Origin of the sequence: Sphingomonas sp. AP4-R1, from assembly GCF_013113735.1 — a bacterium.
Taxonomy (GTDB): Bacteria; Pseudomonadota; Alphaproteobacteria; order Sphingomonadales; family Sphingomonadaceae; genus Sphingomonas_I.
Genome location: NZ_CP053346.1, coordinates 2,636,061 through 2,662,220, shown reverse-complemented (window position 1 = coordinate 2,662,220; position 26,160 = coordinate 2,636,061). Strand labels below are relative to the sequence as shown.

At 62.5% G+C, this 26,160-nt stretch carries 26 protein-coding genes; 8 read left to right on the top strand and 18 right to left on the bottom strand.

Translation table 11 applies throughout. The annotated features are described in order from the left end of the window. Positions 1-292: 292 nt before the first annotated feature. The 12 genes from HL653_RS12405 to HL653_RS12350 form a co-directional block, all read right to left on the bottom strand. Positions 293-748 carry a type II toxin-antitoxin system VapC family toxin gene (locus HL653_RS12405; RefSeq protein WP_171744781.1) on the bottom strand — a complete coding sequence of 152 codons (456 nt, stop codon included), beginning with the start codon at positions 746-748 and terminating at the stop codon, positions 293-295. Further along, the gene (locus HL653_RS12400) at positions 745-1,014 is read right to left on the bottom strand and encodes a type II toxin-antitoxin system Phd/YefM family antitoxin (RefSeq protein WP_171744780.1); all 270 of its coding nucleotides are present in this window, start codon (positions 1,012-1,014) and stop codon (positions 745-747) included. The genes HL653_RS12405 and HL653_RS12400 overlap by 4 nt, the downstream gene beginning before the upstream one ends. Before the next feature lie 199 nt (positions 1,015-1,213). Next, positions 1,214-1,525, bottom strand: a complete 312-nt coding sequence (locus HL653_RS12395; protein WP_171744779.1) for a hypothetical protein — start codon at positions 1,523-1,525, stop codon at positions 1,214-1,216. A 16-nt stretch (positions 1,526-1,541) separates the two neighbouring features. Then, positions 1,542-2,003, bottom strand: coding sequence for a hypothetical protein (locus HL653_RS12390; RefSeq protein ID WP_171744778.1), 462 nt, complete (start codon positions 2,001-2,003; stop codon positions 1,542-1,544). Between the two features lie 112 nt (positions 2,004-2,115). Next, complete coding sequence (locus HL653_RS12385; RefSeq protein WP_367613557.1) at positions 2,116-3,225, bottom strand: phosphoadenosine phosphosulfate reductase family protein; 1,110 nt, start codon at positions 3,223-3,225, stop codon at positions 2,116-2,118. A 69-nt stretch (positions 3,226-3,294) separates the two neighbouring features. Further along, positions 3,295-3,807: a hypothetical protein gene (locus HL653_RS12380; RefSeq protein WP_253716789.1), complete on the bottom strand. Its 513-nt coding sequence runs from the start codon at positions 3,805-3,807 to the stop codon at positions 3,295-3,297. An 11-nt stretch (positions 3,808-3,818) separates the two neighbouring features. Continuing rightward, on the bottom strand, positions 3,819-4,505 hold the full coding sequence (locus HL653_RS12375) for a hypothetical protein (protein WP_171744776.1): 687 nt from the start codon (positions 4,503-4,505) through the stop codon (positions 3,819-3,821). A gap of 55 nt (positions 4,506-4,560) precedes the next feature. Then, entirely contained in the window at positions 4,561-5,055 is a 495-nt protein-coding gene (locus HL653_RS12370; RefSeq protein ID WP_171744775.1) for a sigma factor-like helix-turn-helix DNA-binding protein, read from the bottom strand. Positions 5,056-5,130: 75 nt separating this feature from the next. Beyond that, positions 5,131-5,916, bottom strand: coding sequence for a hypothetical protein (locus tag HL653_RS12365; protein WP_253716787.1), 786 nt, complete (start codon positions 5,914-5,916; stop codon positions 5,131-5,133). A gap of 160 nt (positions 5,917-6,076) precedes the next feature. After that, the gene (locus HL653_RS12360; protein WP_171744773.1) at positions 6,077-6,283 is read right to left on the bottom strand and encodes a hypothetical protein; all 207 of its coding nucleotides are present in this window, start codon (positions 6,281-6,283) and stop codon (positions 6,077-6,079) included. A 100-nt stretch (positions 6,284-6,383) separates the two neighbouring features. Then, a complete protein-coding gene (locus HL653_RS12355; RefSeq protein WP_171742671.1) occupies positions 6,384-7,001 on the bottom strand; it encodes a hypothetical protein in 618 nt (205 codons plus the stop codon). Between the two features lie 10 nt (positions 7,002-7,011). Beyond that, positions 7,012-8,208, bottom strand: coding sequence for a DUF932 domain-containing protein (locus HL653_RS12350; protein WP_171746941.1), 1,197 nt, complete (start codon positions 8,206-8,208; stop codon positions 7,012-7,014). Positions 8,209-8,483: 275 nt separating this feature from the next. Between HL653_RS12350 and HL653_RS12345 the strand changes: the two genes are divergently transcribed. Together HL653_RS12345 and HL653_RS12340 are read left to right on the top strand one after the other, a co-directional pair. Further along, a complete protein-coding gene (locus tag HL653_RS12345; RefSeq protein WP_171744772.1) occupies positions 8,484-8,825 on the top strand; it encodes a hypothetical protein in 342 nt (113 codons plus the stop codon). Positions 8,826-8,995: 170 nt separating this feature from the next. Continuing rightward, complete coding sequence (locus HL653_RS12340) at positions 8,996-9,469, top strand: GNAT family N-acetyltransferase (protein WP_253716785.1); 474 nt, start codon at positions 8,996-8,998, stop codon at positions 9,467-9,469. A 211-nt stretch (positions 9,470-9,680) separates the two neighbouring features. On the opposite strand, the gene HL653_RS12335 is transcribed toward HL653_RS12340, so the two are convergent. Together HL653_RS12335 and HL653_RS12330 are read right to left on the bottom strand one after the other, a co-directional pair. Further along, positions 9,681-10,385: a hypothetical protein gene (locus tag HL653_RS12335; RefSeq protein WP_171746939.1), complete on the bottom strand. Its 705-nt coding sequence runs from the start codon at positions 10,383-10,385 to the stop codon at positions 9,681-9,683. Between the two features lie 50 nt (positions 10,386-10,435). After that, positions 10,436-10,792 (bottom strand): hypothetical protein, encoded by a 357-nt coding sequence (locus HL653_RS12330; RefSeq protein ID WP_171744771.1) that lies wholly within the window; start codon positions 10,790-10,792, stop codon positions 10,436-10,438. A 233-nt stretch (positions 10,793-11,025) separates the two neighbouring features. Between HL653_RS12330 and HL653_RS12325 the strand changes: the two genes are divergently transcribed. Then, positions 11,026-11,946, top strand: a complete 921-nt coding sequence (locus HL653_RS12325) for a MucR family transcriptional regulator (RefSeq protein WP_171744770.1) — start codon at positions 11,026-11,028, stop codon at positions 11,944-11,946. A 68-nt stretch (positions 11,947-12,014) separates the two neighbouring features. On the opposite strand, the gene HL653_RS12320 is transcribed toward HL653_RS12325, so the two are convergent. From HL653_RS12320 to HL653_RS12305, 4 genes are all read right to left on the bottom strand, one after another. After that, positions 12,015-16,307, bottom strand: a complete 4,293-nt coding sequence (locus HL653_RS12320) for a strawberry notch-like NTP hydrolase domain-containing protein (RefSeq protein ID WP_171744769.1) — start codon at positions 16,305-16,307, stop codon at positions 12,015-12,017. 150 nt (positions 16,308-16,457) lie between these two features. Then, entirely contained in the window at positions 16,458-16,826 is a 369-nt protein-coding gene (locus HL653_RS12315) for a hypothetical protein (protein ID WP_171744768.1), read from the bottom strand. A 92-nt stretch (positions 16,827-16,918) separates the two neighbouring features. Further along, the gene (locus HL653_RS12310) at positions 16,919-18,904 is read right to left on the bottom strand and encodes a ParB/RepB/Spo0J family partition protein (RefSeq protein WP_171744767.1); all 1,986 of its coding nucleotides are present in this window, start codon (positions 18,902-18,904) and stop codon (positions 16,919-16,921) included. Between the two features lie 33 nt (positions 18,905-18,937). Next, positions 18,938-19,876 carry a toprim domain-containing protein gene (locus HL653_RS12305; protein ID WP_171744766.1) on the bottom strand — a complete coding sequence of 313 codons (939 nt, stop codon included), beginning with the start codon at positions 19,874-19,876 and terminating at the stop codon, positions 18,938-18,940. Between the two features lie 478 nt (positions 19,877-20,354). Between HL653_RS12305 and HL653_RS12300 the strand changes: the two genes are divergently transcribed. The 5 genes from HL653_RS12300 to HL653_RS12280 all read left to right on the top strand — a co-directional run bounded on the left by HL653_RS12300 (position 20,355) and on the right by HL653_RS12280 (position 26,147). Beyond that, on the top strand, positions 20,355-20,696 hold the full coding sequence (locus HL653_RS12300) for a hypothetical protein (protein WP_171744765.1): 342 nt from the start codon (positions 20,355-20,357) through the stop codon (positions 20,694-20,696). Between the two features lie 478 nt (positions 20,697-21,174). Beyond that, entirely contained in the window at positions 21,175-21,570 is a 396-nt protein-coding gene (locus tag HL653_RS12295; protein ID WP_171744764.1) for a MarR family winged helix-turn-helix transcriptional regulator, read from the top strand. A 139-nt stretch (positions 21,571-21,709) separates the two neighbouring features. Continuing rightward, positions 21,710-22,396, top strand: a complete 687-nt coding sequence (locus tag HL653_RS12290) for an RNA polymerase sigma factor (RefSeq protein ID WP_253716783.1) — start codon at positions 21,710-21,712, stop codon at positions 22,394-22,396. After that, a complete protein-coding gene (locus HL653_RS12285; protein ID WP_171744763.1) occupies positions 22,389-23,450 on the top strand; it encodes a FecR family protein in 1,062 nt (353 codons plus the stop codon). Before HL653_RS12290 ends, HL653_RS12285 begins: the two co-directional genes overlap by 8 nt. A 108-nt stretch (positions 23,451-23,558) precedes the next feature. Beyond that, on the top strand, positions 23,559-26,147 hold the full coding sequence (locus HL653_RS12280; protein ID WP_171744762.1) for a TonB-dependent receptor: 2,589 nt from the start codon (positions 23,559-23,561) through the stop codon (positions 26,145-26,147). Positions 26,148-26,160 lie beyond the last annotated feature (13 nt).

Genomic DNA, 26,160 nt, shown 5'->3' with positions numbered 1-26,160 from the left:
TCAGCCGCAGAGCCGTGATCTAGAGGCAGCGAACGCTTTCAGTTGCATAGGTGCGACCGCGCAGGATGTGCCATAAGCACCGCAAACGCGGGCTCGAAAATGGTCATGTCCCGGCAGAAGAATCGAAAAATGAGGAAAGGTTGCCGGTTACGCCGACCGAGCGCGCATCATTGCCACCATGGGGTCTCCCGCGGAACAAGGGGCCGGGTTTCGTGACCTTCAGGCGGCCGTCGCTTGCGGTCTCCATGCATTCCGGTGAGAGTTGTTTGCGCCCTTGCGCGCTACCATCATTTCAGCACGCTATTACGCCTACATGCCCCTCGGCGGCATAGTCGATGATCTTTCCGTCTCGCGTAACGATTGGGATTTGGTGATAGCGTGCCGTCGCGATAACAAACCTGTCGGCGGGATCGCCATGCAACGGATCAGGCAGATGCGACGACGCAATGGCAATTTCGGGAAGAAGTGGTGCTTCCTTGATTCCCGGACCGCCCATGAAACGGGCGAACCAGCTATTCGGGTCAGGAAGAAATGAAACGGCAGGCCGCTTGTCGCCTCGGATGCGGCTGAGTAACCCTACTTCCCAGGCTGACGCGGGGGACACGAAAATACCGTCCGCGAGCGCGGCATGTGAGATTGCCGCCAGCGCATCAGGGCCAATGGGGTCGCCATTGGCCAGCCAGATGACCGCGCAGGTGTCCAGCAGCACTGCCCTTGGTAGAGGCTCGGGCTTTTTCTTCTTCGTCACTGATGCAGCTTGCCGTCGCTCGCGGTCAATGGTTCATCGAGTATAGGCGCCAGCAAATCGAACCCTTCGGAGATACCGACGGAGCCGCGCATGAAACCGTGCAGCGTCTCGACGGCTTCAGCCGCGCTGGGCGGCGGCGTCAGCACGGCAACAGCGTGCCCGCGCTTGGTAATGGTCACCCGATCGAGATCGCGACGCGCGAGACGGTCCAGAATCGCTAGGCAATTGGCCTTGAAGTCGGCAGCGCCATAGGTTTCAGCTCGCATAAGACACCCAGATAGTCAGATCTATTGACTGGTCATATAGGATGACCATGTTGCGAAGTCTAGAGCAACGTGTGCGCAGCGAGGCCGCCTGGTCATGCTGCGGCATAGGATTGCCCGCCGATTCTCTCGGCGAGATCCAACGGGCTCGATGTTGCCGCACCTGTCCCGCATAAAGGCCAGCCCTCATGCGGTATATCCGCTACCGTTGGATCACGGTCGGACATGATGGGTCGGACCAGTCGATATGGTCGATGATCCAGACAGACACGAAATCCCAGTCAAAGCAGAGCGGATAGTCGTTGGCGACCTTGCGCCAGGCCGCCTCGACGATCTCGGTCCAGCCAATCACGGTCAACCGCAGTGCCGCGGTGCCGAGCGCATCGAACGTCTTGTCGATTGCGAGAGCGAGGCCGATCGCGTCAGGATCGGTGATCGGCCTGGCGCGCAAGGTCAGGATCGCCTCCCAGAGGCAGGCGGCGGTCTCGAGGCTGGCTTCAGAATGATGTGTCACGGCGGGCCTTTCGATGTCAGGCGGCGCGCAGGTCGCAGCCCTGGTAGAGGCCGAGATCGGCTGCCATCAAAGTGTCGATGTCGGGCGCGATCCGGTCGAACGCTGCGTTCAGGTCGGAGACGGCGACGCGGTAGCCGGCCTCCCCAGGATCGAACTCCAGGGCGAGCGTCAGCGGGGTCAGCCGGGCGGTCATCTCGGGGAAGACGGTGCGGATGATGATCGCCTCGATCCGCCTTGCGACCAGATTGAGCCGCGCCGCGAGGCCAAAGGGGGTAGCCAGGTCACGGTCATACCAGGCGGCGGGTGCTACGACGTCGGCGATGCGGGTCGAGGGTACCCGTCCATTGCCGATCCGAGCCTGGATGACGACGCAGCGCGCGCGTCGCGTCGCCGCCACCTCGGCCAGCGGCACGAGGGCGCGATAGTGATAGGTCGAGGCGGTGCCCGGGATGCGGGACCGAGCGACGATGACGTCCATTGGCTGTTCCTTTGATGATGGAGGGACGGGGCTGCGCGGTCAGCAGCAAGAGGAATCGCCCAAGCGAACTCCGCCCGACGCAGCTTCAACAGGACTCCTCCCCTCCGGCTCGCTAGCGTGACCGTTCGGCCTTCATGGCGAGGAGGACTGCGAACCGAGCCCGGACCGCGGCGGCACCCGGAAAATTGTCGACGAGGCCGTGATGGACGAGGATCGGCGCGCGGGCCTTGGCGATTAGCGAAGCCTCGGCCAGGCTCGGCATTCGCGGTGGCCAGCCCTTCACGAACCGCAATTCCGGGGGCATTGCCGCTTCGAGCGTCCGGCGCTCGTGGCCCAGCATTTTGGCGCGGGCGACGTCGCGAATAAGTGCGGCCGACAACATTCGCGGCGCAACATCGGCAAGCCATCGCTGCGGCTGGAAGGAAAAGGTCGAGTTGGCCTCGATCGCCACCAGATGGCGGAAGAGATCGACGTTTCCGGGAGCCTCGGTGGAGGCGGCCAGATCGTGCGCCGATGCAAGCACGCAGAAAGCGCAGGACAGGCGGGTCGTGCGATAGCGCACATAGGCTTCGTGCAACGGCAGTCCGTGGCGCTCATGGATCCCAAAGACATCGCCAGCACTCCAATCGACCGCCGGATGCCAACTGAGCATGCGCGTGCCGGCGGCATTGCCGGGCTTGGCGAAGCGCTCGTCGCTTCGGGAAATCGGGGTCGAGCGCCGGCTTGGGCTCTCGTCGCGGCGCAGTCCGATGACCGAGACGACGGTCTCCCCCCGGTAGCGGCGTGCCAGTTCGGGGCCGATCACCTGGACCTTCAGTTCCGACGTGCAGAAACGCAGCGACGCCGATGACCATGGGCCGATGAGGTTATAGGTCTCGAGCGCCTCGTAACGGCGCTTGCCGGAAAGAAAGCGCTGCTCCCAGCGTGCGACCATGTCGCCTGCCGATCGGCTGACAACGAGCAGGGGAATCCCCAACCTGTCGGCGATCGCTGCAACCATATTCGGGGTCGAGCGCCACTCCGCGCGGCCGAGGTCTGCGTGGATCGCGATGCGGCGATCGCGCGGATGGCCCAGGGCGTCGAGCAGCGAGATCGCGGCATGAGCGGAGGCGGTCGAATCCTTGCCGCCCGAAAGGTTGAAGGCGAACCAGGCACCGCGCCTGACAGCCGCCAACACCGTGTCGTCTATAGCGGGCAAAGGATCGGCATGCGCGGCAAGCAAGCCGCGCGCAAGAGCTGCGCCCATGCGGGGTCTCCTCAGGTGCGGTGGATCGGCGCGACCGCGCGCCGGTCAGCGGTCGGCAGGCACTCTGTTGTCGTAGAGAGGCTCTGCGTCGGGCTCCCATCCGGCGGGCAGCCAGATCCGGCCGTTATAGCTGATCCGCCCCACGGGCGTTTCGGCAATCAGGAGCATAGCCTCGGGGAACATGCTGGCGCCCAGACCCGATCGGTCCCGGCGCTCGCAATAGAGGTTGGAGGCTTCTGCCCAGTCCGCAGCGGCAAGCTCTGGAAAGCTGCGCTGGATGACGCGAAAGGGCTTGCGCGAAGCGGCTCGCCGCCCTGCCCCGCCCAGTATGCGGGCAACATGTCCGGCATAGACGGCGACCGTGGCCCAGTAAGCAGCGACAAACGCCTTCCGGCTGTCCCAGCTCGACCGGGCGCGGCGGCGCGAATCGGCAGCCAGGTCGAGCAGCAGCACCGCGAGCAGAGCGCGGATATCGGCAGGCATAGCCAGGATGATGCGCGCGGCGGGAAGACCGAGGACCGGATTGCGAACCTCGGCCCGGGAGGAGCGGTGGGTCATGGCGGCGTCCCTCACCACTCGAACGTTTCGAGACCGTCGACGCAATCCGCGTCCCGGTCGAGAAAAAGCCAGCGGCAGCCCTGTGCGCGCGCGAATTCGATGGCGGCGAGAAGTTCGTTCGGGACCATCTCGCGTTCTGGTCCGTCCAGTGGATCGGCGAGGACGAACCAACCATAGCCGGCCTCAGCGACACCGAGGGGGCGGGATTCGGGGATCATGGGCGCCCATTGGTCGAGAAGGTCGGCGGTGGCGGGACGGATATGGCTGGTGCTGATCACGAGATGGCGGCCGACACGCAGTGCATGGGATGAGTCGATTGCGGGTGCCTCGATTGAGATGCGCTCCGTCCAGAGATATTCCTCTTCGTGCGCGTCGAAATAGATCGAACTTGCGTCTTCGTCGGAGAGCGTCGAGGGATCGCGCCCGTCGCGGATTTCCGGCCACCATTCGCGGCAGAATGAGGCGACCTCGGCCATGAGCGCGTCGCGGGCGAAGGCGGCGTAGAGATCGCCGCCATGACGATGGTCGATGAACGCCACGTGGATATCGGCCGGCCAGGGAACAACGTGATCTTGCACGAGTCGCTCAGCCTGCGCCAATTCGTCGCAGAGAATATGGGTGTGCGGTGCAGCGTCGGCGATGACCGTGCGTGCCCGCGCCAGCAGGCGCGCGAAATCGTCCCTTGTCATATGGGTCATGGATTGTCTCCTTGGGGATGTGCCGAGTGCGCGAACGGGCAGCCCGAGCGTCCGATCAGGCCCGGTCGAGTGCCTGTGCGATGGCGGCTAGGGCGTCGGCGATATGCTGCTCGACTTCCTGCGTGGTGATGCCGAAACGGACCGCGATCGCAGTGAAATCCTCGCGGCCGAGGAAATCCGCCAGAAGAACCTGACGGGTGATTTCCGGCAGTGCAGCAACCGCACGGCCGTATCGGTCGATGGGCGCAGCGCCGACACCGGCAAGACCGGCCGCATCCACGTGCACCCATGCCCGCACCCAGTAGCCGTCGCCATCATGTTGGACAGTCTGCTCGTCGGGGTCGATCCGGAGGATATGCGTGTTAGCCCAGCGTTCGCGGGCGGCAGCCACGATCGGCGGAACCGCCGTGTCGGGCGCAAGGAAGGCGTCGATCCGCGCGGCGAGTTCGTAGCTCGTCCGACGCCGGTCGCGTCGGAGGCTGAAGCGGGGATGGTCGTTGAAGAAAGCGAGCGCCTCGACAAGGAGGGCGCGGGCGTCATGGTCGGACATGGTGGGGTCTCCGTTGAGCCGATCCTTGACCGGCACGCATTCCCGCCCCCTTCCCTCCGACTGCCTCGATTTGCCTCAGGCTGCGCGGGCAAGCAGCGGGAGCGCCGTGACGTCTCCGGCGGACGTAGCGCGGTCGAGAACCGGATAGGGCAGGCTCGGCACCGCGCGCGCCGCAATCCGCGCCGCTTTGGTGAGCGGGAACAGATAGACATGGTTGCCCGGGTGCTTTTGACGGCGCAGGAAGCCGAACCGTTCGAGATCGGCGAGCCAGTGCGCTCCATCCTCGCCGGAGCGACGGGTGCGGGCACCGGCGGCGGCGAGTTGCTCGGCGGCATAGCGTTGGCCGCATTCGTCGTTACGGATTTTCGAGATCGCCCGGCTCGAGATCGGCTGGCCATTGGGCAGGATAAGATCGATGCGCGCGGACGAGCGGCCGGTATAGCGGCTACCCATCACGCAATAGAGCGTGCCGACATGGCCGGGCATGAACATCTGGCCCTGCTCGTCGGTACGACGGATCGGATCGGCATAGGAGATGACCGACACGATCTCGGGTTTCTCGCGGCGTAGCAGCTTGAAGGCGCGCGAGAGCATCCAAGTCTCGGCATTGCCGCCGGTATCGTCGAGCAGCACAAGGCGCCCGAGGTCGCAGGCGCTGCGCGGATCGGGGAGCCCGGCCGATTTGGGAACGCTGGCATTGTTGACCGGATGGGCGAAAACGCAAACGCCGACCAGCTCGGATTGCCCGGCCGCGCCATTGCGGAAAAGACCGACCGACAGGCGTGTGACCGGCATCGAGGCGGCATAATGATGCTGGCGGACAAAGGGGGCGGCCTGCTTGACGGTATCGATGATATCCACGGTAAAGCACCGGGGATCGATCTCGGTGGCGCCGGGCACCCAACGGCAACGCCGATCGCGCCAGCGCTGACTCCTGGTGGTGAGCATGAGCGGCAACTCCGGTTGCGGCCGCGACTTCTCCCGCCATGCCGCAATCGGCTGCGGGAGAAAGCCGGGCTGACTATTGTGCGATCACGCGGCGCGTGAGGTGGGGGATGCGCGCGTTGTCGTAGGGGCTGGAGACCGACATCTCGATCGCGTCGCGCTGGGCGCGATACCAGTCGGTCGCTTCGACCGTGTAAGTCTCGGTGGCATAGGGCTCGCCGCCGGTGGAGAATTCAACGGTGACAGTGAAGGTCTGCATTTCGACCTGGGCGGATGCGTGCATGATCAGTTCCTTCCGATAAGAAAAAGGCGGCTCCGACTTGGGTCGAAGCCGCCTTGGGGTGAGCGGGTATTGAGGCCGGTCCGTTGGTCGGATCGGATGGTCAGGCGGCTGCGGTGCTTCGCCATCGGGTGGCGGCTTCATCAGCCGTCAGCTGGCCATGACTCTCTGTGCAGAAGCGCTGGAACTCCGCGTCCGAGGCAAGGGACGTGGTTTCCAACGCCTGGATCACTTCCCACAGGAAAGCGGTGGCCGAACCAGCCTCGGCGACCGGGACCCAGAGGGCGAGATTGTTACTGTCCGCGCCGCAACGCTCGCAGGTCTGGCTGTCATAGGTTACGAGGAGCGACCATGCTTGCGCGATCTCGTTCCAGATGGCGTTCGCGTCCTGGCAGATGTCCGCGCTGCCGCAATGGCGACAGCGCGGCATGAGCGGAGCCGCTGCAGGCGGGGCCGATCCCGTTTGCATCGTCGTCGGCGGATTTTCACTTTCGCCGTAACCCGGCGGCAGCGCTAGAGCGGGGGCGATGTAGGCACTATCCACACCGGGCCAGATGCCGGTCAGGTATGTGGCCCCGCTATTCTCATGGTCCTCCTTCTGGCCGGTCCAGTCCTCGTCCGCGATGGCGAGCCGGCAGGCATCTTCGGCGGTGGCCGCCTCATAGGTCCGGTGCCGGAAGACCGGCAGCCGGTAGGTGCTTTCGATTGTAAAGCTCGGCATGACGTCCTCCTCAGTTCGCCTTGGCGAAGAGATTGCGGGCCTTGCCTTCGATTTCGAGCCGCGTGTCCTGGTTGGACTTGGTCCGTGCGTGCGCGGTGATCCCCTGCACGAAATCGAACAGGCTTGCGGGCGGATGACCTTCCTCTGCGATCACCGACTGGATGATCTTCGCGGTGTCGGTTTTGGAGAAGCCGTTCTTGCGCAGGAAGGAGTCGCGGTCCTCGTCGGACCGCGCGACGATGCGGCCGCGCGCGGTCTTGATGCCTTCGATGAAGCTCATGGCCGAGGAATCGGCGAAGGTTTCGAGCGCGGGCGCAGCTTCATGGGCGAAGCGGTTGGCGGCGAATTTCGAGTGGCGGACCCGAATCTCCTCGAAATTTTCAACGCCCCACAGATTGCGATTCATACACACGGCGCGGAGATAGAAAGTCGCAATTCCCAGTGCCTTGGAGCCGACTTCCGAGTTCCAGCAATAGAAGCCGCGAAAGAAGAGATCGGGGTCGCCATTCGGCAATTTGCCCGCTTCGATCGGATGCGTGTCGTCGACCAGGAACAGGAAGACGTCGCGATCCGACGCATAGAGCGTTGTCGTCTCGCGCGTGACGTCTACATAGGGGTTATAGCGCATCGACTGCCAGTCGAGCACGCCCGGAACCTTCCAGCGCGTATCGGAGACGCCGTTGCCGGCAATCTTCATGACCGCCGCGACCAGCTCATGGTCCCAGATCCGGCCATAATCGGGTCCGGTGACGGCCCGCAATTCGGCGCGGCCGTCATGGGTCTTGAGGAGCTTCACCTGCTCGCCGCGATGGCTGAGCAGCCCATGCTGGAGATTGATGCCGGCGAGCGCGGCCGGAAGGCCCCGGAGATAGGAGGCCGGGGCCCCAACCAGGCTGGAGAGCTGGCCGAATGACCAGTTGGTGGGCGCGATCGGTTCGGGTTCGCCGGGAACGATGAGGCTTAAGCGTTCGGCATTGTCCATGCTCGCCTCGACCCGGACGGCGCGGCTCTCGACGACACGCGTGCGTGCACGTTCAGCGCGACGGCGTACATTCTCATAGAGGTCGTCGAGCGACAGGAATTTTTCGTCATCGGGACGCGAATACCATTCGGACGAGACCCGTCCGATGTTGCGACCGCGGGATATGTCGACCTTGTAAGCGCCCGAGACTTGGGGCGCGTCGATATGCTGGGCAAGCGTTGCCATGGGACATCTCCTGGTTGGAACGGCCCGATCCGCTTCGGACCGGCCACCCTTCCCCACCCCCCTTCCCTCCGTCCCGGCGCGTGCTGCCCCGGTGCATGGCCTAGCGTGTGACGCGCTCGCGGTGGATGTCGGCCGCCCATTGCTCGGCCCAAAGCGTCGATTAAGTCCGGGTCGGGGCTTCCATGTGGCGCAGGCGATTTCGGGGAAATCACAGCCGGGATGCCGGTGCTTATCAAAGACAAATGGGCTATGATGTGCGGGAAAGGAGCGCACGAATGGGCACGCTGATCGTTTCTGTAATTTTTATCCTGACGATCTGTGCCTTAGCTTGCCGTGCAAACGTGCGCTTCCACAGCGAAGCGCGCCTCCCTATGCAATGGGGGCTCACAGGTCAGGTTAACTGGTCAGCGCCCCGCGGTGTCGCGCTCGCCTTCATGCCAATTTTAGCGGCCGCGCTTCTTGGCTTCTTTACGTACATGTCGATCAATATTGCGCCCAGAGCAGGGCAGGAAGGCCTTGTCCTTCCGGTCCTGATTATCATGGGGGCGACGCTCGTCGTGGCGCAACTCTTACACTTTTGGTTGATCGAAAGAACGCTTCGCAGGAACGCCGATTAAGGCATTGGCTCACTGTCGTACGGAAATTTGCCGTTCTAAAGCAGGAGCATAGCGGACGGCGACGAGAGGCAAGCCGTAACGGCTGTCTACCATATGGTTGTTGATGGCTTTTTCGCATTACGACAAGGCTCTCAAGCGCGCCTTATCACAGCCATGATCTTCGGCATGATATGGATGCCATGACGCTCATACGACACGCGATCTTTCCCGAAGACATAGTCGCTGTGCTGAGCATCTGGCGCGAGTTTATCGCGAACTCCCCGGTGAATCTCGATTATCAGAATAACGATGCCGAGTTCGCGAGCCTTCCGGGCAAATATGCGTCGCCGAGTGGATGCGTGCTGCTTGCAGATTGCGAGGGCGAAATCGAGGGGTGCGTCGCGATGCGCCGGGTCACTCCCGAAATATGCGAAATGAAACGCCTTTATGTTCGGCCCCATGCTCAGGGACGTCAGCTTGGTCGTGCCCTCGCAGAACGGTTGATCGAAGAGGCTCGCACTGTGGGCTACAACGAGATGAGGCTCGATGTGCAGGCGAAGTTTGTTCCCGCACGTATGCTGTATCATTCTCTCGGATTTGCCACGGCCGAGCCTATTTCCTTCAATCCGGTCCCCGGTGCGTCGTTTCTCGGACTCTTCCTGTAGCTATTGCGGATTTGACCGTCCGTTGGCGGGGTATCGGATTGCTCTCACCGTCGCGCTCTTGTTTGATATGCCAATACATAGCGGCACTCGCCGGACCGATCTTCCGATCCCCATTGGCGAGGCGCTCATCGATCCGCTGTCTCGACCATTGATCCGCTGTCTCGACTGATGCCCTCATAGCACCGTGTGACGTCTCAGGAATGACCATTGTTCAGGCGGCGTCGCTGCGTAGCCACTCATAGAGCAGATGCGCGTCGGGGTCATATTCCGAGCCATTCGAAATCCGCACAAGCCTTCCGTCGCAGGCAAAGGCGGAGGCACGCGGGAAGCTCAGATAGGAGCGGCCTTCGAGAATGAGATCCCCAGAGCGAATTTGCGTGATGGCCCTTGTCGTCCCTAGCGCCCGGTGCCCGGCTGGTGCGTCGACCAGCTTCAGGCTGTCACCGGCCTTGACCTGCTTCTTGAACGCCGCAAGCGAGACCTTGGCTTCGACCGGGTTCTTCTGGCCTCGACGGCCGGCCAGCGCCGCCCAATAAGCCTGTCCGATCCGTGCCTCGCAATAGAAGGAACAGTTGTGGAAGTCCTGAAGCAGGTTGGAGCGGGTGAAACCGAAGCGCTCCATTTGGTCCCGCACCGCCACGAAGACGTCGTTCTGGGCGTCACGCGCGGTAAGATCCGCTGGGGTGTCGAGGATTTCGGCTAAGATCTTGCGGCCGCGCGCGAACGTTTCGGTCCTTATCGCGAAGCGCGTGTCGGGGAATTCGCTCTTGAGATGAGCTTCGATGCGCGCGGCAAGCGTCGCGAGATTGTCGCCGGTTCGATAGAGATCGCCCTCATAGTGGAAATTGCCCCGCTCGTCGAACGGGGTCTGGCTGTACAGGCGCGCGGAAGCGCCCGGCGTCGAAACGTCGGTGATGCTCTTTCTCCGTGGTGATGATGTGCGGCCAGTGCGGTGGCCGGATGTTGTTAGTGTTCGCGGGGTCCGGGGCGCGCTAACATCGCGATGAGGACGCGGTCGCGTCTCATCGCGACCTGGTCGATCTGGGCGACGATGTCCGGCATGATCACAGCCGGCCGATGGATTGCGCCGAACAGGTCCGCCAGCAGAGGAAGCGGCGATGGGGTCGCTGGTGAGCTATCGCAACCCGGTGGCGGCGGGGCTTGGCAATAGCCATGGTCGAGCGAGCCATAGCGCCGAAAGATAGCAAGCGCCTGTTCTGTCGTTTCGCAATCATCGCGCGCGAAGCGACACGTCTTCTCATCTGTCGCTATGCCGACGCAGAAAATGGCGGTGGGCACACCGTTCGCGAGTGTGCGGCGCATTTTCGATCACGCGGATTCGGCGATCGAGCAGGTGAAAGCGAATGTGCCCTGGATGAAGTGGTTTGCCATGGGCTCTCCATGAAGATGCTGGGCAGCCCGATTGCCGCACCACCCACTTGCCTCCTCCTCCCCTCCCTTTGACTTGGGCGTGGAATGGAGGCACCAGTTCGTTTACGCTTGCGTAAGTGCGCCTGGCTCAAGAGCCGTGTTTCCAGCAAGAAGAAGGATGCTAAATGGCCGAGACCGAAGATTCGGGCGTCATGTCTTTGACCGTGACGTTGCTCAGCGCTTATTTCGCGAACAATACCGTGCCGAGCGCCGAGTTGCCGGCGCTGGTGGAGGGAACGCGACGGGCTTTGCTGGGAGATGCCCCCGGTGCCACATCAGTCGCTGCTTCCGTGACCGATGAGGCTGTTCCGGCCACGCCAGGTACCGCGCCGGAACACAAGCCGAAGGTCGCGATTGAGGAAAGTCTGGCTTCGCCCGATCACATACTGAGCCTGATCGATGGCAAACCCTACAAAGCGCTCAAACGCCATCTGGCAGCGCATGGATTGACGCCTGCGGAATATCGGACCCGGTATAGCCTTCCGGCAGACTATCCGATTGTCGCGCAAGGATATTCGGCGGCCCGGCGGGAAGTCGCACTGAAGCTCGGCCTCGGCGGCAAACGCAAGAGCTCATCTGCGTCTGGCGCGGAGGAGGTGCCTGCATCCCCGGTTGCGCAGGCACCCGAGCCTGTCGTTGCTGACACACCTCCGGCAAAGGCCGCATCGGCACGGCGCCCGCGTGCCAAGACTGGAGACGTCAAGCCGAAACCTGTGGCGAGGACGCCCAAGCGCAATGCCTCTCCCGGGCCTGTCGCTTCGGATCAACCTGCACCGCCTGTTGCCGATGCGCCTGGACCGGCCGTTGCTGACACGCCGCCAGCAGAGACAGCACGGGATGGTTTCTCGTCCAATGCGGTTGAGGTGAAACCGGCCGCCGCCGCGGCAAAGTCTAAACGCAAGGCCTCAAACGGGGCTACCGCCAAGGCGCCTGCCACGAAAGCAAATGCGGCACCCAAGCCGAAGCGCATTCGGACAAAGAAGACAGACGCTGAGCCGGCTCCTTCGGCTGAGCCCGCGCCGGAGAGCACGCCCTCGGCAAGTTGATCGATGCGGTCCGGGCGCATCTCGTTCCCGGACCGCTTTCCACGGGTGATCGGACTTTGAGATGCGGATCAGATCCGCGTCATCGCCAGGATCGCCTCGATGACTTCGTTCGATCGGTCGAGCGGAATGAACAGCCGGGTCTTATACTGGATGACCTCGCTGAATACGCCGTGGGCCTTCAGCCGCTCGCGATCCTCTGGCCGGTAATTGCGGATTTCCAGCCGGCGGGCGCCGTTGACGAGCGCGGTTGCCAACGTCGCGCCGCCCAGGCCCGGGATCACGACGCCCGTCCCGTTCTGGGCTGCAGCGCCGAGTTCGGCAGCGGTCAGTTCGATCGTGCCATCGAGACCGAAGGCAGATTGCAGTTCCATCATTGCAGCGGGTGGGATCAGCCGGCCGATAATCGAAGTGCCGTCGCCATCGTCGATCCGCCAGACCCGGACATCATCCTGTGGAAGTCGGTGCCAAACCGGCAGGAGGAGTCCGGTCGCGACGTTGACGGTCTCGATATCGACCTGGGCCTCCGCGTCAGTGGCTTCCGCTTCCCAAAGTTGCTGGAATTGGTCGCGGTCGATCTCTTTCCATAGGCTGGCCCACATCGCGATTTCCTGCATGCGGGTTCCGCCGGTCGGGCGAACGAGCTGGCACATGGGCACGATGCGCCCCTCCTCATCGGTGATCGACCATGACGGCACCTTCAGCGCGACGCGCTTGGACCTGCTGTTCCAGAGATATGCGATTTCGCGCGTTCCGTCCCAGATCTGCATCAGCCGCTTCCAGTGCATGACCCGCGGGCGCAGATGGAGTTCGAGCCGGAGCAATCGGGTTTCGGCGCCGGTCACGGGATCGGTGCGCAGCGTCTGCTCGGACCTTGTGATGATCCGCTCGGCGCGGATGGTCTCGACTCCGACATCAAGCGTGCCGGCCTCGCGCGCCGCATCGATACGCGCCTGGATGAGCCCCATATATTCGTCGAAAATCGCGTTCTGGGTCGTGATCCTGAGCGCGAGGATGCGGTTCAGCCAGCGCTGGATCGGCGGCAGCTTCTCAAGCAGCGTGCCGTCCTCGTCTCTAAGCTTCAGCCCGGTCATGGCCTGAAAGCTCTCCATGGTCACGCTCGAGAGCTTGTTGCCATGCAGGAGATGGTACCATTGGGTGAGGGCTTCGCGGGCATAGTCGCTTTCCAGATTATCCGCCGGATCGAAGAGGTTCTGGCCGCCTGTCTGGCGTTGGCCGCGTGTCAGTGCGCCCAGGCTGTCGAGACGCCGCGCGATCGTCGAGATGAAGCGTCGCTCGCCCTTGCAGTCGGTCGTCACCGGCCGGAAGACCGGCGGGACGCTCTGGTTGGTGCGATGGGTGCGTCCCAGACCCTGGATCGCGACATCGGCACGCCAGCCCGGTTCCAGCAGGAAATGGACCCGACGCTTATCGGCGGTCCTGCACGCCAGATCGGCATGGTAGGAACGGCCCGTACCGCCAGCGTCGGAGAAGACGAGGATCGGCTTTTGCCCATCCATGAACGCCTGGGTCTCGGAAAGATTGGCGCGTGCGCCGCGCCGTTCGAGCTTCTGAGAACCATCGTTGCCGATGATGATACGCCGTGATCGACCCGTTACCTCGGCGACTTTTGCCGTCCCGAAATGCGCGAGCAACGCATCGAGGGCGGCCGGGACCGGAGGCATCGCGCAGAGTTCCTCGATCAGCGCGTCGCGCGCTGCGATGGCTTCAGCGCATTCGACCATATTGCCCGCCTCGTCGCGCATCGGCTCCGATCGGAGCGAACCGTCGCTGGTGGCGAAGACGCGCATCTGCTGGGTCGGGAAGGCGTTTTTGAGATAGTCGATCATGGTCGCCCGCGGCGAGAGTTCCAGATCGAGATGGGCGCGTTCTTCAGGCGAGAGTTCGGCTAGCCGCCTGTCCAGGATCGCTTCGGCGGTGCTGACGAGCTGGATGACGGCGACATTGCCGGCCGAGATTTCGGTTTCGATCGCCTCGAAGACAGTCGGCATTTTCATCGAGATGAGCAATGCCGACCAGAAGCGCTGCTTGGAGCTTTCGAACCGGCTGAGCGCCGATCCCTTCGCCATGGCGTTCAGGGTCCGACCCGACGCGCGATCGACGATATTGGCGGCTTTCAACGCGGTGTCGACATTGCGGTGAATCACGGCCCAGGCGTCGGCATAAGCATCGTATATCTCGATCTGGGCGGGTGTCAGCCTATGCTCGAGCGGGTCATATTCGACGCCTGCGAAGCTGAGCGCGCGTGCCGTGTAGAGACCCATGGCCTTGGTATCGCGCGCGACGATCTCCATCGCCGCAATGCCGCCCTCCTCCATCGCGGCGAGAAAAGCGTCTCTGTCCTGGAAGGCGGTGCCGGGTCCCCAAAGTCCAAGCCGCGCGGTGTAGCTCAGATTTTCAGGCTTGGTGGCCCCGGTCGCGGAGACATAGATGACCCGGGCACGCGGCAACGCATTTTGCAGCCGGACCCCGGCCAGGCCCTGTTCCGACCCCTTGGCCGCGCCAAACTCCGTCTCGGTGCCGGCTGCGTTGCCGAGGGCGTGCGATTCGTCGAGCAGAATGACGCCGTCGAAATCAGGGCCGGCCCAGTCGAGCAATTGCTGCAGGCGCGATGCGCGGTCATGCCGCTGGGAGCGGAGCGTCGCATAAGTGAGGAAGATGATCCCGCTGGCCATGCCGATCGGGTCACCGAGCGGATAGGCATCGAGAGGCTGGATATCGATCGGCACACCACCCAGTGCGCTCCAGTCCCGCCTTGCGTCCTCGATCAACGCCGAGCTGCGCGAAATCCAGATCGCGCGGCGGCGACCGCGGTTCCATTGGTCGAGGATGATGCCCGCACCCTCACGGCCTTTGCCGACACCGGTGCCGTCGGCAATGAAGAATCCTGTCCGGTAGACGGCGCCGTCCGGATCCTCATGCAGCTGGTCGCCCGCTGTGTTGGGAGAGAAGGTGCCCTTGAGATCGCGCTCACAGGCTTCACCGGCATGGATGATGGTTTCGAGCTGGGCATCGGACAAAGCGGCGAAGGCCTGCGGCTGGAACATCGGACGATAGCTGGGTGCGGGCGGCAGCACGGATGCCATGGCAACCGACTCCACCAGTTGGTCCGGATGAGGCCGGGCGTCAGGGATTTCGATGCGTGCGGGCCGCCAGGGCGCGTAGTGCCCGACCGGATCGCCCGCTGGCAGCGGCGTGGCGCGAACCGCATAGTCGATCAACCGGGCGCTCCCATCCGCCGCAATGCGGTCGGGCGCGACCAGCGCGCGTTTCTGGATGCCACCGAAGATCGTCGAAGGCGAAGACATCATGGCACGGCGCGGGCGCAGGGGGATGACGGCCGGCGCGGGCGGTTCCGGTTCGGGGAACAGAAGACGCGGCGGGACGGAAGCGACCAGGGATGCGGCCGCCTCGATGGATTGGGCGGTCAAGCGTTCTGTCGGTCCTGCCCAGCCTTTGTCGAACAGGATCAGCCGGACGGCGATGCTGGTGCCATGCTTGGCATAGGGGTGACCGAGGATGGTGATCTCGACACGCGGGTTCGCTGCCTCGCAGACCATCGCATAGCCGGTGGCGCCGGTGCCGTCCGCTGCGAAGCTGGGTGGCATGATCGCGACGCAGCGGCCGCCAGGTGCCAGGCGCAGCAGTGCGGAACGCAGATGACGGGCGCCTGCGAAGCGGTCCTTGCCCCGACCCTCGCTCCGGCTGAAGGGCGGGTTCATCAGCACGACGCTTGGCGACTGGTCGGCGGGCAGAAGGTCGTTGATGAATTCCGCGTCATGGGTCGTGACAGGCTCGCCGAGCAGCTTGCCGAGCAGTGCCGCGCGACCGGGATCGCGCTCGTTGAGGGTCAGCGCGGCCCCGACGCGAACGGCGTGAGCGGCCAGCATGCCGGTTCCGGCAGAGGGTTCGAGCACCTGATCGTCCGGGCGGATATGCGCGGCCTGGGCGGCGAGCCAGGCGAGAGAGATCGGTGTACTGAATTGCTGCATCTCGACCTGATGCTCGCTGCGATAGCTCTGGGTAGGAAGCCCTCGCTCGAAACGACGCAGCGAGGCGAACGTATCAGCGCCGGCCAGATCGACGCCGGTCCAGCCACCGGACGATTTGAGCAGGATGACCTGGGCGGCTTCCAGCGCGTCATAGGCGTCGCGCATCGACCAGCTGCCTGAAGCATCGGAGGCGTTGAAGGCTTCCTCCATCAGGCGCCTGAGGTCCTGGCGCCGAATGGAGTGGCCGCGTCGGAGCAGGTCGGCCATCCGGGTGGCCGCGTTGAACAGGCGGCCGGGCTTGGAATTTTCGGGCTCGTCGGGATGCGCGAGCGCGAGCAGGGGAACAGACATGGCATAACTCCGGATTGGATCAGGACCATCGCGGCCCACCACTCCTCCTCCCCCTTCCCTCCCGGTCTGCGGCCAACATGAAAACAGGGCCGTGGCGCGAGGCCAGGCCCTGAGCTGGAAACAGATGGCAGAAATGAATTTGGCGGCGGCCTATGATGCTCGGAGCAGGATCACGGCAATCGACGGCTTCTCATCCGACGGATGGCGCCGGCTGTCATAAGCATTTTGGCCACCGCGCCCGATGGTGAGCATATCGAAGCTGGGTGATGTGCCGCCATTCGCATTGGGGATGGCGGTCCCATTGTCGTGATACTGGATGTCGACAAAGCTTGGCGGTGCGCCACGCTCATATTCGCCGAAGAAGAAGGTGATGCGACGTCCGTCGCTGGTGCGCGCGCTGATCGTGAAGTTCCCGTCCGGGATTTCGATCGGAAAGGTCGGCACATCGTTGAAACGGGCAAAGCCGATCGATTCGGCATCGCGCGCGGTCATGACGGGGAGTTGGGTGATGTCGGCCATGGTCTGGCTCCTCGAACCTGGTTTGCCATGCGAGGCGAAAGTGCACAAAAAAAGGGACCGCAGCGCGAGGCTGCGGTCCCAAGGGCAACGGATCAGGCGGCCTGATCGAGTCCGTCGCCGGTGTCGGTAATGCTCTCGTCGTTCGCAGGCATCGGTTCCGGCGCGGTAGCAGTCGTCCCGAACCGCATGACGTCGGGCACCCAGGCGAGAGCCGCCTCGCGCAGTTCCGCCTCGATGGGGACGGAACCGCCGAAGATCTTTTCGGCCGACGTTGCGAGGTCATGCTTCTTCGATGCGCCGTAGCGGCTCGACAGTTCCTTGCCCCCAATCTCTTCGAGGTGGGTGAGGATGGCGGCCTTGCTGCTCAGGCGATCGAAATAATTGTTCGCGGTCGGACGCCACCAGGCCGCCACATCGATCTCGAGCTTGGTGCCGAGATGGTCGATCATGGCCTCGCCCGTCTTGCCCGCGACGACCGCGTGGAGCGTCCGGGCGATTGCCCAGGCGAGCCAGGCCGCACGAGCCTCATCGGAAAGCGCGCAGAAGGCGTCGTAGCGTTGGCAGACGTCACCCACCTCGGTCCAGCTGCGATCGAGCGCCTCGTCGATCTTGCCCCATTCCTCGGCCGCCATGGTGCCGCTCTGGTAGCCGGTCAGCCCGGAGTAGGGCTTGTCGGCCTTGAGCTCGGTCGCAAGATCGAAACCGCTCGAATGGCGGGTTGCCCTGTCGACCATCCAGAAGGTGCCAAGGTCGAGCGCGAAGCGCGGATCACTGGCGATATGGACCCGCAGCAACTCGCTCTTCATCTCGGCCAGTTCCTGACTGAGCCGCTGGCTATAGGCGGGCCTGCCGGCGCCGGCGACGACATCGTCATCCTCGTCCTCTACCTGATCGCCCAGTTCCTTATCGTCAGGCTCGTCGACCGGAGCGACATAGAGCTGCTCGTGAAGGCGCGGCCGGCCGTCATGGCCGATGACGACATAGGCGAGCGCCCCTGCCTTCTGCTCCTCGGAAAGGACAGGTGCGGGCTTCTCGATCGCGCGATATTCGGCTTCGAGCATCTCGACACGGTTGGCCTGTTCGGTCTGGCCGTCTTCATCGGCATCTTCCCAGGCTTCGTTGGCGGCCTCGATCTCGGCCTCGATTTCCTCGAGACGCGCCTGCTGCTCGGCCGTGAGTTCGGGCGTGTCGCCCTTGAGCGGGCGCAGGTCCCAGGTGTCGTTGTAGGTGACATGGGTCGAGGGAATGATCCGGACTTCCGCCAGCCCCTCGCGTGCGCGCAGCGCTTCCGCGGCGGACGCAAGTTTGTCGGCCACCAGACGGTTGAGGAGATCGCCATCGATCCAGCGCTCGGTCGTCGAGTCGCTGAAAAGGTCGAGATCGACCCGACCGCCCGCCTCGATATAGACATCGCGCCCAACGAGGAGAGCCTTGGGATCGCTGCCAACATAGGTGTCCTGGGTGAGCTGGCGTTTGATCTCGTTGACGTTGGCCCCGTAATAGCCATCCTTGAGCAGTTCGAAGACCTCGGCCTGCTTGGTGCGGTCGCTGTTGCTTGCATAGGCGACCGCGACGTTCAGCGTGATCTCATCGTTGCGCAGCGCTTCGAAGATCGGATCGGCGAGATCGGCAAGACGAAGCCGACTGCGCACGAACCGCTCGGTGAGGCCGAAGCGCTTGGCGACGTCCTCGGGGGTCTTCTTCTCGCTCTCGATGATGTCCTGAAAGGCCCGGCAGGTATCGGCCGGGTTCATCGTGAGGTTGAAGAAATTTTCTTCCAGACTGGTTTCGATCGCGTCTTTGGCGTCCCCCAAGACAAGGACCGCGAGCTGATAGTCGGCATCGAGCACACCTTTTTCGATCAGCCGATGGACCGCGTCGAGGCGCCTGCCGCCCGCGATGATGCGGTAATGCCCCTTCTTGCGCGACACAGGCACGCCAATCAGATTCTGGCGCACGCCTTTGACGGCGATGTTCGCCTCGAGCTGGGCATCGGCGACGGGATTGCCGACAGTCCGGACGTTGCTCGGCGATTTGGTGAGGTTAGCCGCGGCGACGAGGATGGGAAGTTGCGTCATTGTGGTAGTCTCCTGGCGGGGAAAGCCTGACCATCAGGCCACTTGCCGCCACCACTCCCCCACTCCCTCCCCTCCCATCCGGAGCACGTCGTTCCAGTCCTTGAAGCCGGTCGGCGGGAACTCGACATCGATGCAGCGATCCGGCATCGCGTAGCTTTCGAGCGCGTGAGCAACGCCGATCTCACCGGCCACGTCGTTGTCCGGGAAGAGAACCAGCCGCGTGACGCGATCTGGGATCGCGATCTGATGAAGCCGCTCGCTGCCAAGGGTGGCCCAGACCGGTATCCCGAACAGGATCATCGCGGAGATTGCGGTCTCGACTCCTTCGGCGAGGCCAAGGGTCGATGTCGCCGCGCCCAGCATCACGGCTGCGTGCTCGGGACGGCCAAGCGTCATGCGTGGATCGGCAAGATCGCGGGCGCGCCGTGCATCGTCACTGTCAAAGAAGGTTCGCTGGATAGCGATGAAGCGCCCCTCATCATGCAGGCCCCCATCGTGCAGGGCCGCGATCATGGCGGGCCGGAACTCGACATCGTCCCCCTGCCCGAGAGGTGTCCGGGGATGGAAGCGCAAGGCACGGGGCAGCAGCGCTATTCGCCTGCGGCGCAGATAGATTTCGGCGGGTGTGCCGGCGAGCGGCCGGGCTTCATCCCATATCCGCAGTGCCTGCTGCCGGCGCCACAGGTCCGACGGCATTCTCGCCGAGGAGTGAGAGGCCTGTTCCACATGGTGAAGCGCGTTCTCGTCGAGACGCAGGATCTCATTGATGACGTCGCGGGAGTCGCAACCCGCGAAACATTTGAAGAGCAGCGCATGGTGCCCAACGCGCACAGACAGACTGGGCCTGCGATCTGCATGGGCTGGACAAAGGCACATCGCGCCGCCCGGCCTCCATGTACCGCCGAGGCGTTTGACGATGTCGGAACCGATCGCCTCTAATTGCGGGTTTCGGTTGTTGTTGGTGCGTGTCATGGGCATTTCCGAGCGATTGGCCCAGCCCGCTCTTTCCGGGAGACGAACGGTCAACGACGTCTGGCGGCGGGGCGGTGAGGCAGGTGCTGGCGATTGCCGGGCTGAGGCAGCCTTGAATCGTCCAGCAACCCTGCTCTCCCTCCCCTCCCGGAACGCACGCAAGCCAGACCCAGATATCATATCGTCCGAAGGTCCAGATCTCGAACGCAACGTCTGGATGAGCACCATTAGATGCGTGCGGCCAGTTGTGGCGCGATCGGCGGATCCGCGCACCGTCCGTTGGAATCCCGCGGATCAGTCGCCAAGAGATAAGCGGAACATGTCGAGCTATAAGCGAAGCCTATACTGTCGGACCATCGAAGTATCGTAGCCCGCTTGGCGGTGATCCGGCAGTTCTAACGCTGCTGGCCGATGTCAGCTGCGTGATACCAAACATTGTGGTAGACTGAGTCGGCAATCCAGAGCGGGATCTCCAACCATGGCGAATGCGATGGAAGGGCGTTGGTGGCTCGATTTTACGCATCGGACGCCACGCAATCCGGCCGGCAACGAACTCATACTTGATGATGGAGCCGTGACGATCGCGGTGACAGGAGTTTCCGCCGGCTCATATCAGATCGAGCCGGCCTTGCTGACGATCACTTTGTCCATGCCAGCTATCCCAGATGAAGGGCCATGGCGGATGGAGGCAAAGCTGGTCCTGCTCGATCCTGCTGATCCGCCCGAGCTTCTATCCGGCATCGTCCAAGCGATAGACTCCAAGGGCCGGGTTATTGCTAACAGTGCTTGCGCGCTCGTTCGCCGTCCGGGTCAGGCCTGACAAGCATCGCCATCCCCTGTCAGCCTCGGGCAAACGCTCATATTGCGCCAACTTTCTTGATTTCTCTGCAAGCGATGCAATGCCGACGTCTGTCACCAAGAAATCAATACAAGTGGAACCCGGTCTTCATGTCAGCGCGGTTGCCCTTCGCGCGGCCAAGACTGATCATCGCGGCCAGACACTATAAATGCGAGCTACAGAGGCGACCGGCCCGAGCACCGCTCAGGCTGAGCTGGTGCAACACCCCGATCCTCGCGAGACCTATTCAAAAGCGACGTTAATTTATCGTTACATACTTAATCATCCGTAATGGATGGATATGGTCCAAGCACGCTTTACAGACAAGAACTTACAATATGCCGGGCGGGAGACATGCAAATTCCTCTCTCACGAGAAAGGAGCGTGTCATGCTCATACTGCCGAATCTGATTGCCGCCGTTTTCTGCCCGTTGGACAAGTCGGACAGGGAGCAGTTGAAATGATGCATGGTCCACCCATCATCGCCAACGTAAGCCGCTGCAGCGTGGTCGATTTGACCGAACAGGTGCAGCGGCTGCGAGCGGATGAGTTCGGCCGGGATCTATTCACCATGCCGGCGTTCGAAATGCTTCTCGATCTCTATACCTGCAAAAGTCGGCAACCGCGTTCGCTGACCGCGCTGACTGGAGCGTCGAGCGCATCGGAACGGAACTCGCAACGCATTGTCCATCGCATGGCAGAACGCGGGCTGGTCAATCTTCGACGCGATCCAAACGACGGTCGACGGATCCTTGTCGAGCTGGAACCGGAAGCGACAGAATTGCTCGATCGCTTCTTCGATCGGATGGTCGAACTCTTTGCTGTTCTGCCGACGCGCGAGCCGAGCGACCGCTGAGGATGCGATGCAGAACGGCGAATGACCGTTCCCATGCACGTGGCGGGTTGCAACGACCTGGAAATCGTTGCAGAGTTTTCCCGCAGTGCGGTAAACGGCTGGGGACCGTCTGCAGGATAAACCTTCCAGGCATGACTAGATGCCCATCCTCGACGGCTGGGCGAAAGCAATGGACGATATTGCCCGCCACCCTTGGGTGGTCTTGTCATGCTGTCTTCGCTCCATTTCTGCCGTCGCGCTTTGGCGCGCTGCGACCTCCGACCGTGCGCGTGACCCGATGTTTCGCGCCAGTGAGAATGAGGGCACCTGTGCGGGTGCGTCCGCATGCCATGACCATCGCCAGTTCGAAGCCGTCTATCGAAGGGAGGCACCGAAGCTGCTGTCCTTCCTCAAGCCGCGCGTCTGGCTTGAGGAGGACCGGCACGATCTGGTGCAGGAGGCTTTCACGAGGCTCGTCGCTTCGCGATCCACCGCTGCGTCCAGCAATCCGGGTGCCTATTTGCAGGGAATCGTCCGGCATCTCCTGGCCGACCGCGTGCGCGCCTGGGCCAAGGCACAATCCTTCGACCCCGTGGTCTATTCCGTCGGCAAAGACGTTGCCGGCCCGGATGCCATCGCGGAAGTAAACGAGATGCGAGAGCGCTACCGACTGGCTGTCGAAAACCTTCCGCAGAGGACGAAAGAGGTATATTTGTTACATCGGGCCGAAGAACTGGGATATAAGCAGATAGCCGAGAAACTCGATATCAGTATCCGAACCGTGGAATGGCATGTGGCGGAGGCCATTGTGCGCATCGGCAAGAGCATCGGAAATGCCCATGGCTGAGGACGATATGCCGGAGCCTATGCCGAGGATGGACCAGCAAATGCGTGAGGCATCTTTGTGGTTCGCCAGGATGCGGGGCCCTGATGCGGAGGAGTGGCGCCCGCAGTTCGAACATTGGCTTGCCCTCGGCGCAACGCACCGCGGCGCTTACGATCACGCCGGCGAGATTTTCGCTCTGGGGCGTTTCATGGCGGCTCAGAGCGAAGACGAACGCCAGGAAGCCAATGACAACGAAGCGAGCGGTCGCCGTTTGAGATGGGCCGGAATCGCTGCCAGCCTGCTTTTGACCATTGGCATCGGAGGCTGGATTGCAAAGGTGGAGCTACCGGGCTTGGAGCATGCTCCAGTCCAGGTGGCGCAGCCGAAGGCTGATCAGGCGACCGAGCGTCAGCGCTACGCGACTCAGAATGCCTCCGAAAGGGTGCGGCTCGCCGATGGCTCCTTGGTCGAACTCGATCGCAATAGCGAGCTCTTCGCGCGCTTCAGCACCGGACGGCGCGAGTTGAAGCTCGAACGCGGTCGTGCCCGCTTTGATGTGGCGCATGAGATCCGCCCCTTCGTTGTGCTGGCTGGTGGCGGAAGCGTGACAGCACGCGGCACGATCTTCGAAGTCAGTGTGGGGAGGGACGAGCGTGTGATCGTCACGTTGCTGCGCGGGGCGGTCGATGTCGAACGGCCCAGTGTTATCAAGGGAACGACTGGTCCGACTGCTGTTGCGCGGCTGGAACCAGGCGAGACTCTCAGTTTCGCGGCTGTCACGTCGGATGTTCATCGAGCCATGCAGACAAGCACTCAACTTCAACCTGCTGCCGTCACGCCCGAGATCTCGGCGGTGCGTGAATATGAGCGCACGCCGCTGACGGCAGTGGTCGCTGAAGCCAACCGGGGTTCCGCGACCTCGATCCGTCTAGGCGATCCAAGTCTTGGGACGTTGCGGGTCAGCGGCCGATTCCGGGTCGATGATGCCGATCAGGTTGCCGATCGCCTTGCGACCCTGTTCGACCTGGACGCCGAGAGGACCAAACCGGACGAGATCACACTTCGGAAGAAATAATCCGGAAATTTTTGAGACCTACCCCGTAGTTTGCAGTTTTGTTGCGATGCTCCCTCAAAATCCCGCCAAATTGTCGGGAATTTCCAAGGGGGCAAAAAGATGGTTCGAATGGGGTCTCGGTTTCGGTACGCACTTCTTGCAGCGGTGGCGATCGGTACACTCGTGCCGGCCGCCCCTGCCCTCGCCGCGGACGAGCGTCGGGTTGAGTATAATATCGAGGCCGGGGACCTGGGTGAGGCCCTCAAGACCGTGAGCCGCCTGTCGAGGAAGGAGATCATCTTCAACTCGCAGGCCGTGCTCGGACGAAGCGCGCCTCGCCTGCGCGGCACTTACAGCGCGAATGAGGCCGTCCGGGCACTGCTCGAAGGATCCGGTCTAACCGCGCAATACCGGAAGGATGTCGTCATCATCCGGGGGCGATCGGGGCCGCCGGGCGAAGTAGCGGGACGCTCGGCGGGCGATGCGGACATTGTCGTCACTGGAAGCCATATTCGTGGCGGCGAGGGAATCTCGCCGATGGTCGTCGCTTCCAAGACCGCGATTGAGAAGCGTGGCATAAGCGATTTGGGCAGCTTTGCACGGAGCCTCGTCCAGAACTATTCTGGCGGCCAGAACCCAGGTGTTGCTGCCGGAGGACAGGGCGGCTCTGAAAATGTCACCTCGTCATCGACGTTGAATTTGCGGGGCTTGGGCGCGGATGCGACTTTGACCCTCTTCAATGGCCATCGTGTCGCCTATGACGCCATAAGCCAAGGTGTCGACATTTCAGCTGTGCCGCTCGCTGCCGTCGAGCGAGTAGAAGTCGTGACCGATGGATCGTCGGCGCTCTATGGATCTGACGCCGTTGGCGGGGTGGCAAACGTCGTACTGCGCCGGGATTTTGACGGGGCAATCGTATCTGCTCGAGTGGGCGGAGCGACTGACGGTGGCAATTTCGAACAGCAATATAATCTCGTAACAGGGCGGCGATGGTCGACAGGCGGTTTCATGGCGGCTGTCGACTATCGACATACGACGCCTATCAAGGCGGGCGACCGCTCGTACACTCAGTCAAATCATCCGTCTGAAACGCTCCAAAGCGGCATGACGCAGTATAGTGCTGTCCTCGCGGGACACCAAAATCTCTCCGAGGGTGTCGCTCTGGAACTGGATGCCCAGTTCAGCAAGCGCGATAGCTCTCTCTGCGTGAACTACACTGTGACTGATGGGTGCCTCGTGTCGGGCACCAATATCAATGTGGATACCCGTTCGTGGACGGTTGCCCCAGCGTTGAAAGTTGCCGTCGGCAGTGCATGGGAAGTAAGATTGGCCGGCGTAATCGGCGAAAGTCGAGTGAATCAAAACGCTGCCATAGCTTTCGACGGATCGTTCTTCCTCGTCCAAAAGGGCCTCTACACAAATCGCATTCGGTCAGTCGAGCTGGGTGCAGACGGACCGCTATTCGAATTGCCGGGAGGCGACGCGCGCATTGCCCTTGGTGGGGGGGTCCGCGATACGAGGCTCATCATAGACGTTGCCACAATAGAATCGGGAACGGCTACTCCGTCCCTAAACTTTGTGGAAAGCCGGCCTGTACATTATGGCTTCGCAGAGGTTTCGCTACCGTTCATCTCGGCGTCCAACGAAATTCCGTTTGTGAATCGGCTGAGCTTGAGCGCAGCAATGCGATATGAGGATGTCGGCGGTGTTGGCGACGTCGCCACCCCGAAGTTTGGTGTAGCCTATTCTCCCGTCAGAGACATCGCGCTGAAGTTCAGTTGGGGAAAGTCCTTCAAAGCCCCCACCCTTTACCAGTCCGGACAGCCCCGACAGGGCGCTTCTCAGCCCGGCGAGACCTTTTTCCTCCCACCTAGTCCTGTGCCAGGGGCGGTACTGTATCTTATTGGCGGAAATCCCGAGCTAAAGCCGGAACGCGCGACCAATTGGACCGCCACTGCGTCGTTCACCCCCTCATTCGCAGAAGGATTGAGGGTGGATGTAAGCTTATTCCGGATTAAGTATCGGGACAGGGCGGTCTCGCCAATTCCTCTGAATTCGCTGGCGTTCTTGCCCATCTATAGCCCGTATATTACGCTTAACCCAACACGCGAACAGGTGTTAGCAGCGCTCTCTGGCCTCTCGGCGATTTATGACCAAGGCGGCGGCGATCCCACCACCGCACCCGTTGGGGCGATTGTCACAAACTACCTTCAGAACGCCGCGCGACAGAAGATCGAGGGCGTCGATATTGCCGCCGATTATGCGTTCTCGCTAGGTGACCGAGACCATTTCCATCTCGTCGGTGCAGCAAGCTATCTGAAAAGCATTCAACAGCTTACCGCCGACCAGCCGTCGGTCCAGCTCGCTGGGATTATCTTCAGGCAACCCCACTGGCGGGCCTCGTCGTCTCTTGAATGGCAGCGGGGCGGATTTTCGCTGTCCGGAGTGCTGTCTTACATCGGCGGGTCGCTTGATAACCGCGTTGCGCCCTTTCAAAGGGTGGGCTCTTTCGCGACATTCGATCTCGTCGGTCGCTTTGAAACCGGAGACGTGGGCGGCCCGCTCGCTAACACAACTTTCCTTGTCTCTGCTCTCAACGTCTTCAACAAGAAGCCGCCATTTATTCGGACGATAAGTCCGATCGGTTACAATTACGACTCCAACAATTTTCCAAGTACTGGGCGATTTCTAAGTTTGTCGATCAGCAAGAGCTTCTGATGCCATTCCTGAG

Bases quoted from the DNA above. Each gene is read 5' to 3' on its own strand.
- HL653_RS12400 (WP_171744780.1), bottom strand. From the start codon at position 1,014: ATGCGAGCTGAAACCTATGGCGCTGCCGACTTCAAGGCCAATTGCCTA.
- HL653_RS12390 (WP_171744778.1), bottom strand. From the start codon at position 2,003: ATGGACGTCATCGTCGCTCGGTCCCGCATCCCGGGCACCGCCTCGACC.
- HL653_RS12380 (WP_253716789.1), bottom strand. From the start codon at position 3,807: ATGACCCACCGCTCCTCCCGGGCCGAGGTTCGCAATCCGGTCCTCGGT.
- HL653_RS12375 (WP_171744776.1), bottom strand. From the start codon at position 4,505: ATGACCCATATGACAAGGGACGATTTCGCGCGCCTGCTGGCGCGGGCA.
- HL653_RS12370 (WP_171744775.1), bottom strand. From the start codon at position 5,055: ATGTCCGACCATGACGCCCGCGCCCTCCTTGTCGAGGCGCTCGCTTTC.
- HL653_RS12360 (WP_171744773.1), bottom strand. From the start codon at position 6,283: ATGCACGCATCCGCCCAGGTCGAAATGCAGACCTTCACTGTCACCGTT.
- HL653_RS12355 (WP_171742671.1), bottom strand. From the start codon at position 7,001: ATGCCGAGCTTTACAATCGAAAGCACCTACCGGCTGCCGGTCTTCCGG.
- HL653_RS12350 (WP_171746941.1), bottom strand. From the start codon at position 8,208: ATGGCAACGCTTGCCCAGCATATCGACGCGCCCCAAGTCTCGGGCGCT.
- HL653_RS12345 (WP_171744772.1), top strand. From the start codon at position 8,484: ATGGGCACGCTGATCGTTTCTGTAATTTTTATCCTGACGATCTGTGCC.
- HL653_RS12340 (WP_253716785.1), top strand. From the start codon at position 8,996: ATGGATGCCATGACGCTCATACGACACGCGATCTTTCCCGAAGACATA.
- HL653_RS12330 (WP_171744771.1), bottom strand. From the start codon at position 10,792: ATGCGCCGCACACTCGCGAACGGTGTGCCCACCGCCATTTTCTGCGTC.
- HL653_RS12325 (WP_171744770.1), top strand. From the start codon at position 11,026: ATGGCCGAGACCGAAGATTCGGGCGTCATGTCTTTGACCGTGACGTTG.
- HL653_RS12320 (WP_171744769.1), bottom strand. From the start codon at position 16,307: ATGTCTGTTCCCCTGCTCGCGCTCGCGCATCCCGACGAGCCCGAAAAT.
- HL653_RS12315 (WP_171744768.1), bottom strand. From the start codon at position 16,826: ATGGCCGACATCACCCAACTCCCCGTCATGACCGCGCGCGATGCCGAA.
- HL653_RS12310 (WP_171744767.1), bottom strand. From the start codon at position 18,904: ATGACGCAACTTCCCATCCTCGTCGCCGCGGCTAACCTCACCAAATCG.
- HL653_RS12305 (WP_171744766.1), bottom strand. From the start codon at position 19,876: ATGACACGCACCAACAACAACCGAAACCCGCAATTAGAGGCGATCGGT.
- HL653_RS12300 (WP_171744765.1), top strand. From the start codon at position 20,355: ATGGCGAATGCGATGGAAGGGCGTTGGTGGCTCGATTTTACGCATCGG.
- HL653_RS12295 (WP_171744764.1), top strand. From the start codon at position 21,175: ATGATGCATGGTCCACCCATCATCGCCAACGTAAGCCGCTGCAGCGTG.
- HL653_RS12290 (WP_253716783.1), top strand. From the start codon at position 21,710: ATGCCCATCCTCGACGGCTGGGCGAAAGCAATGGACGATATTGCCCGC.
- HL653_RS12285 (WP_171744763.1), top strand. From the start codon at position 22,389: ATGGCTGAGGACGATATGCCGGAGCCTATGCCGAGGATGGACCAGCAA.
- HL653_RS12280 (WP_171744762.1), top strand. From the start codon at position 23,559: ATGGGGTCTCGGTTTCGGTACGCACTTCTTGCAGCGGTGGCGATCGGT.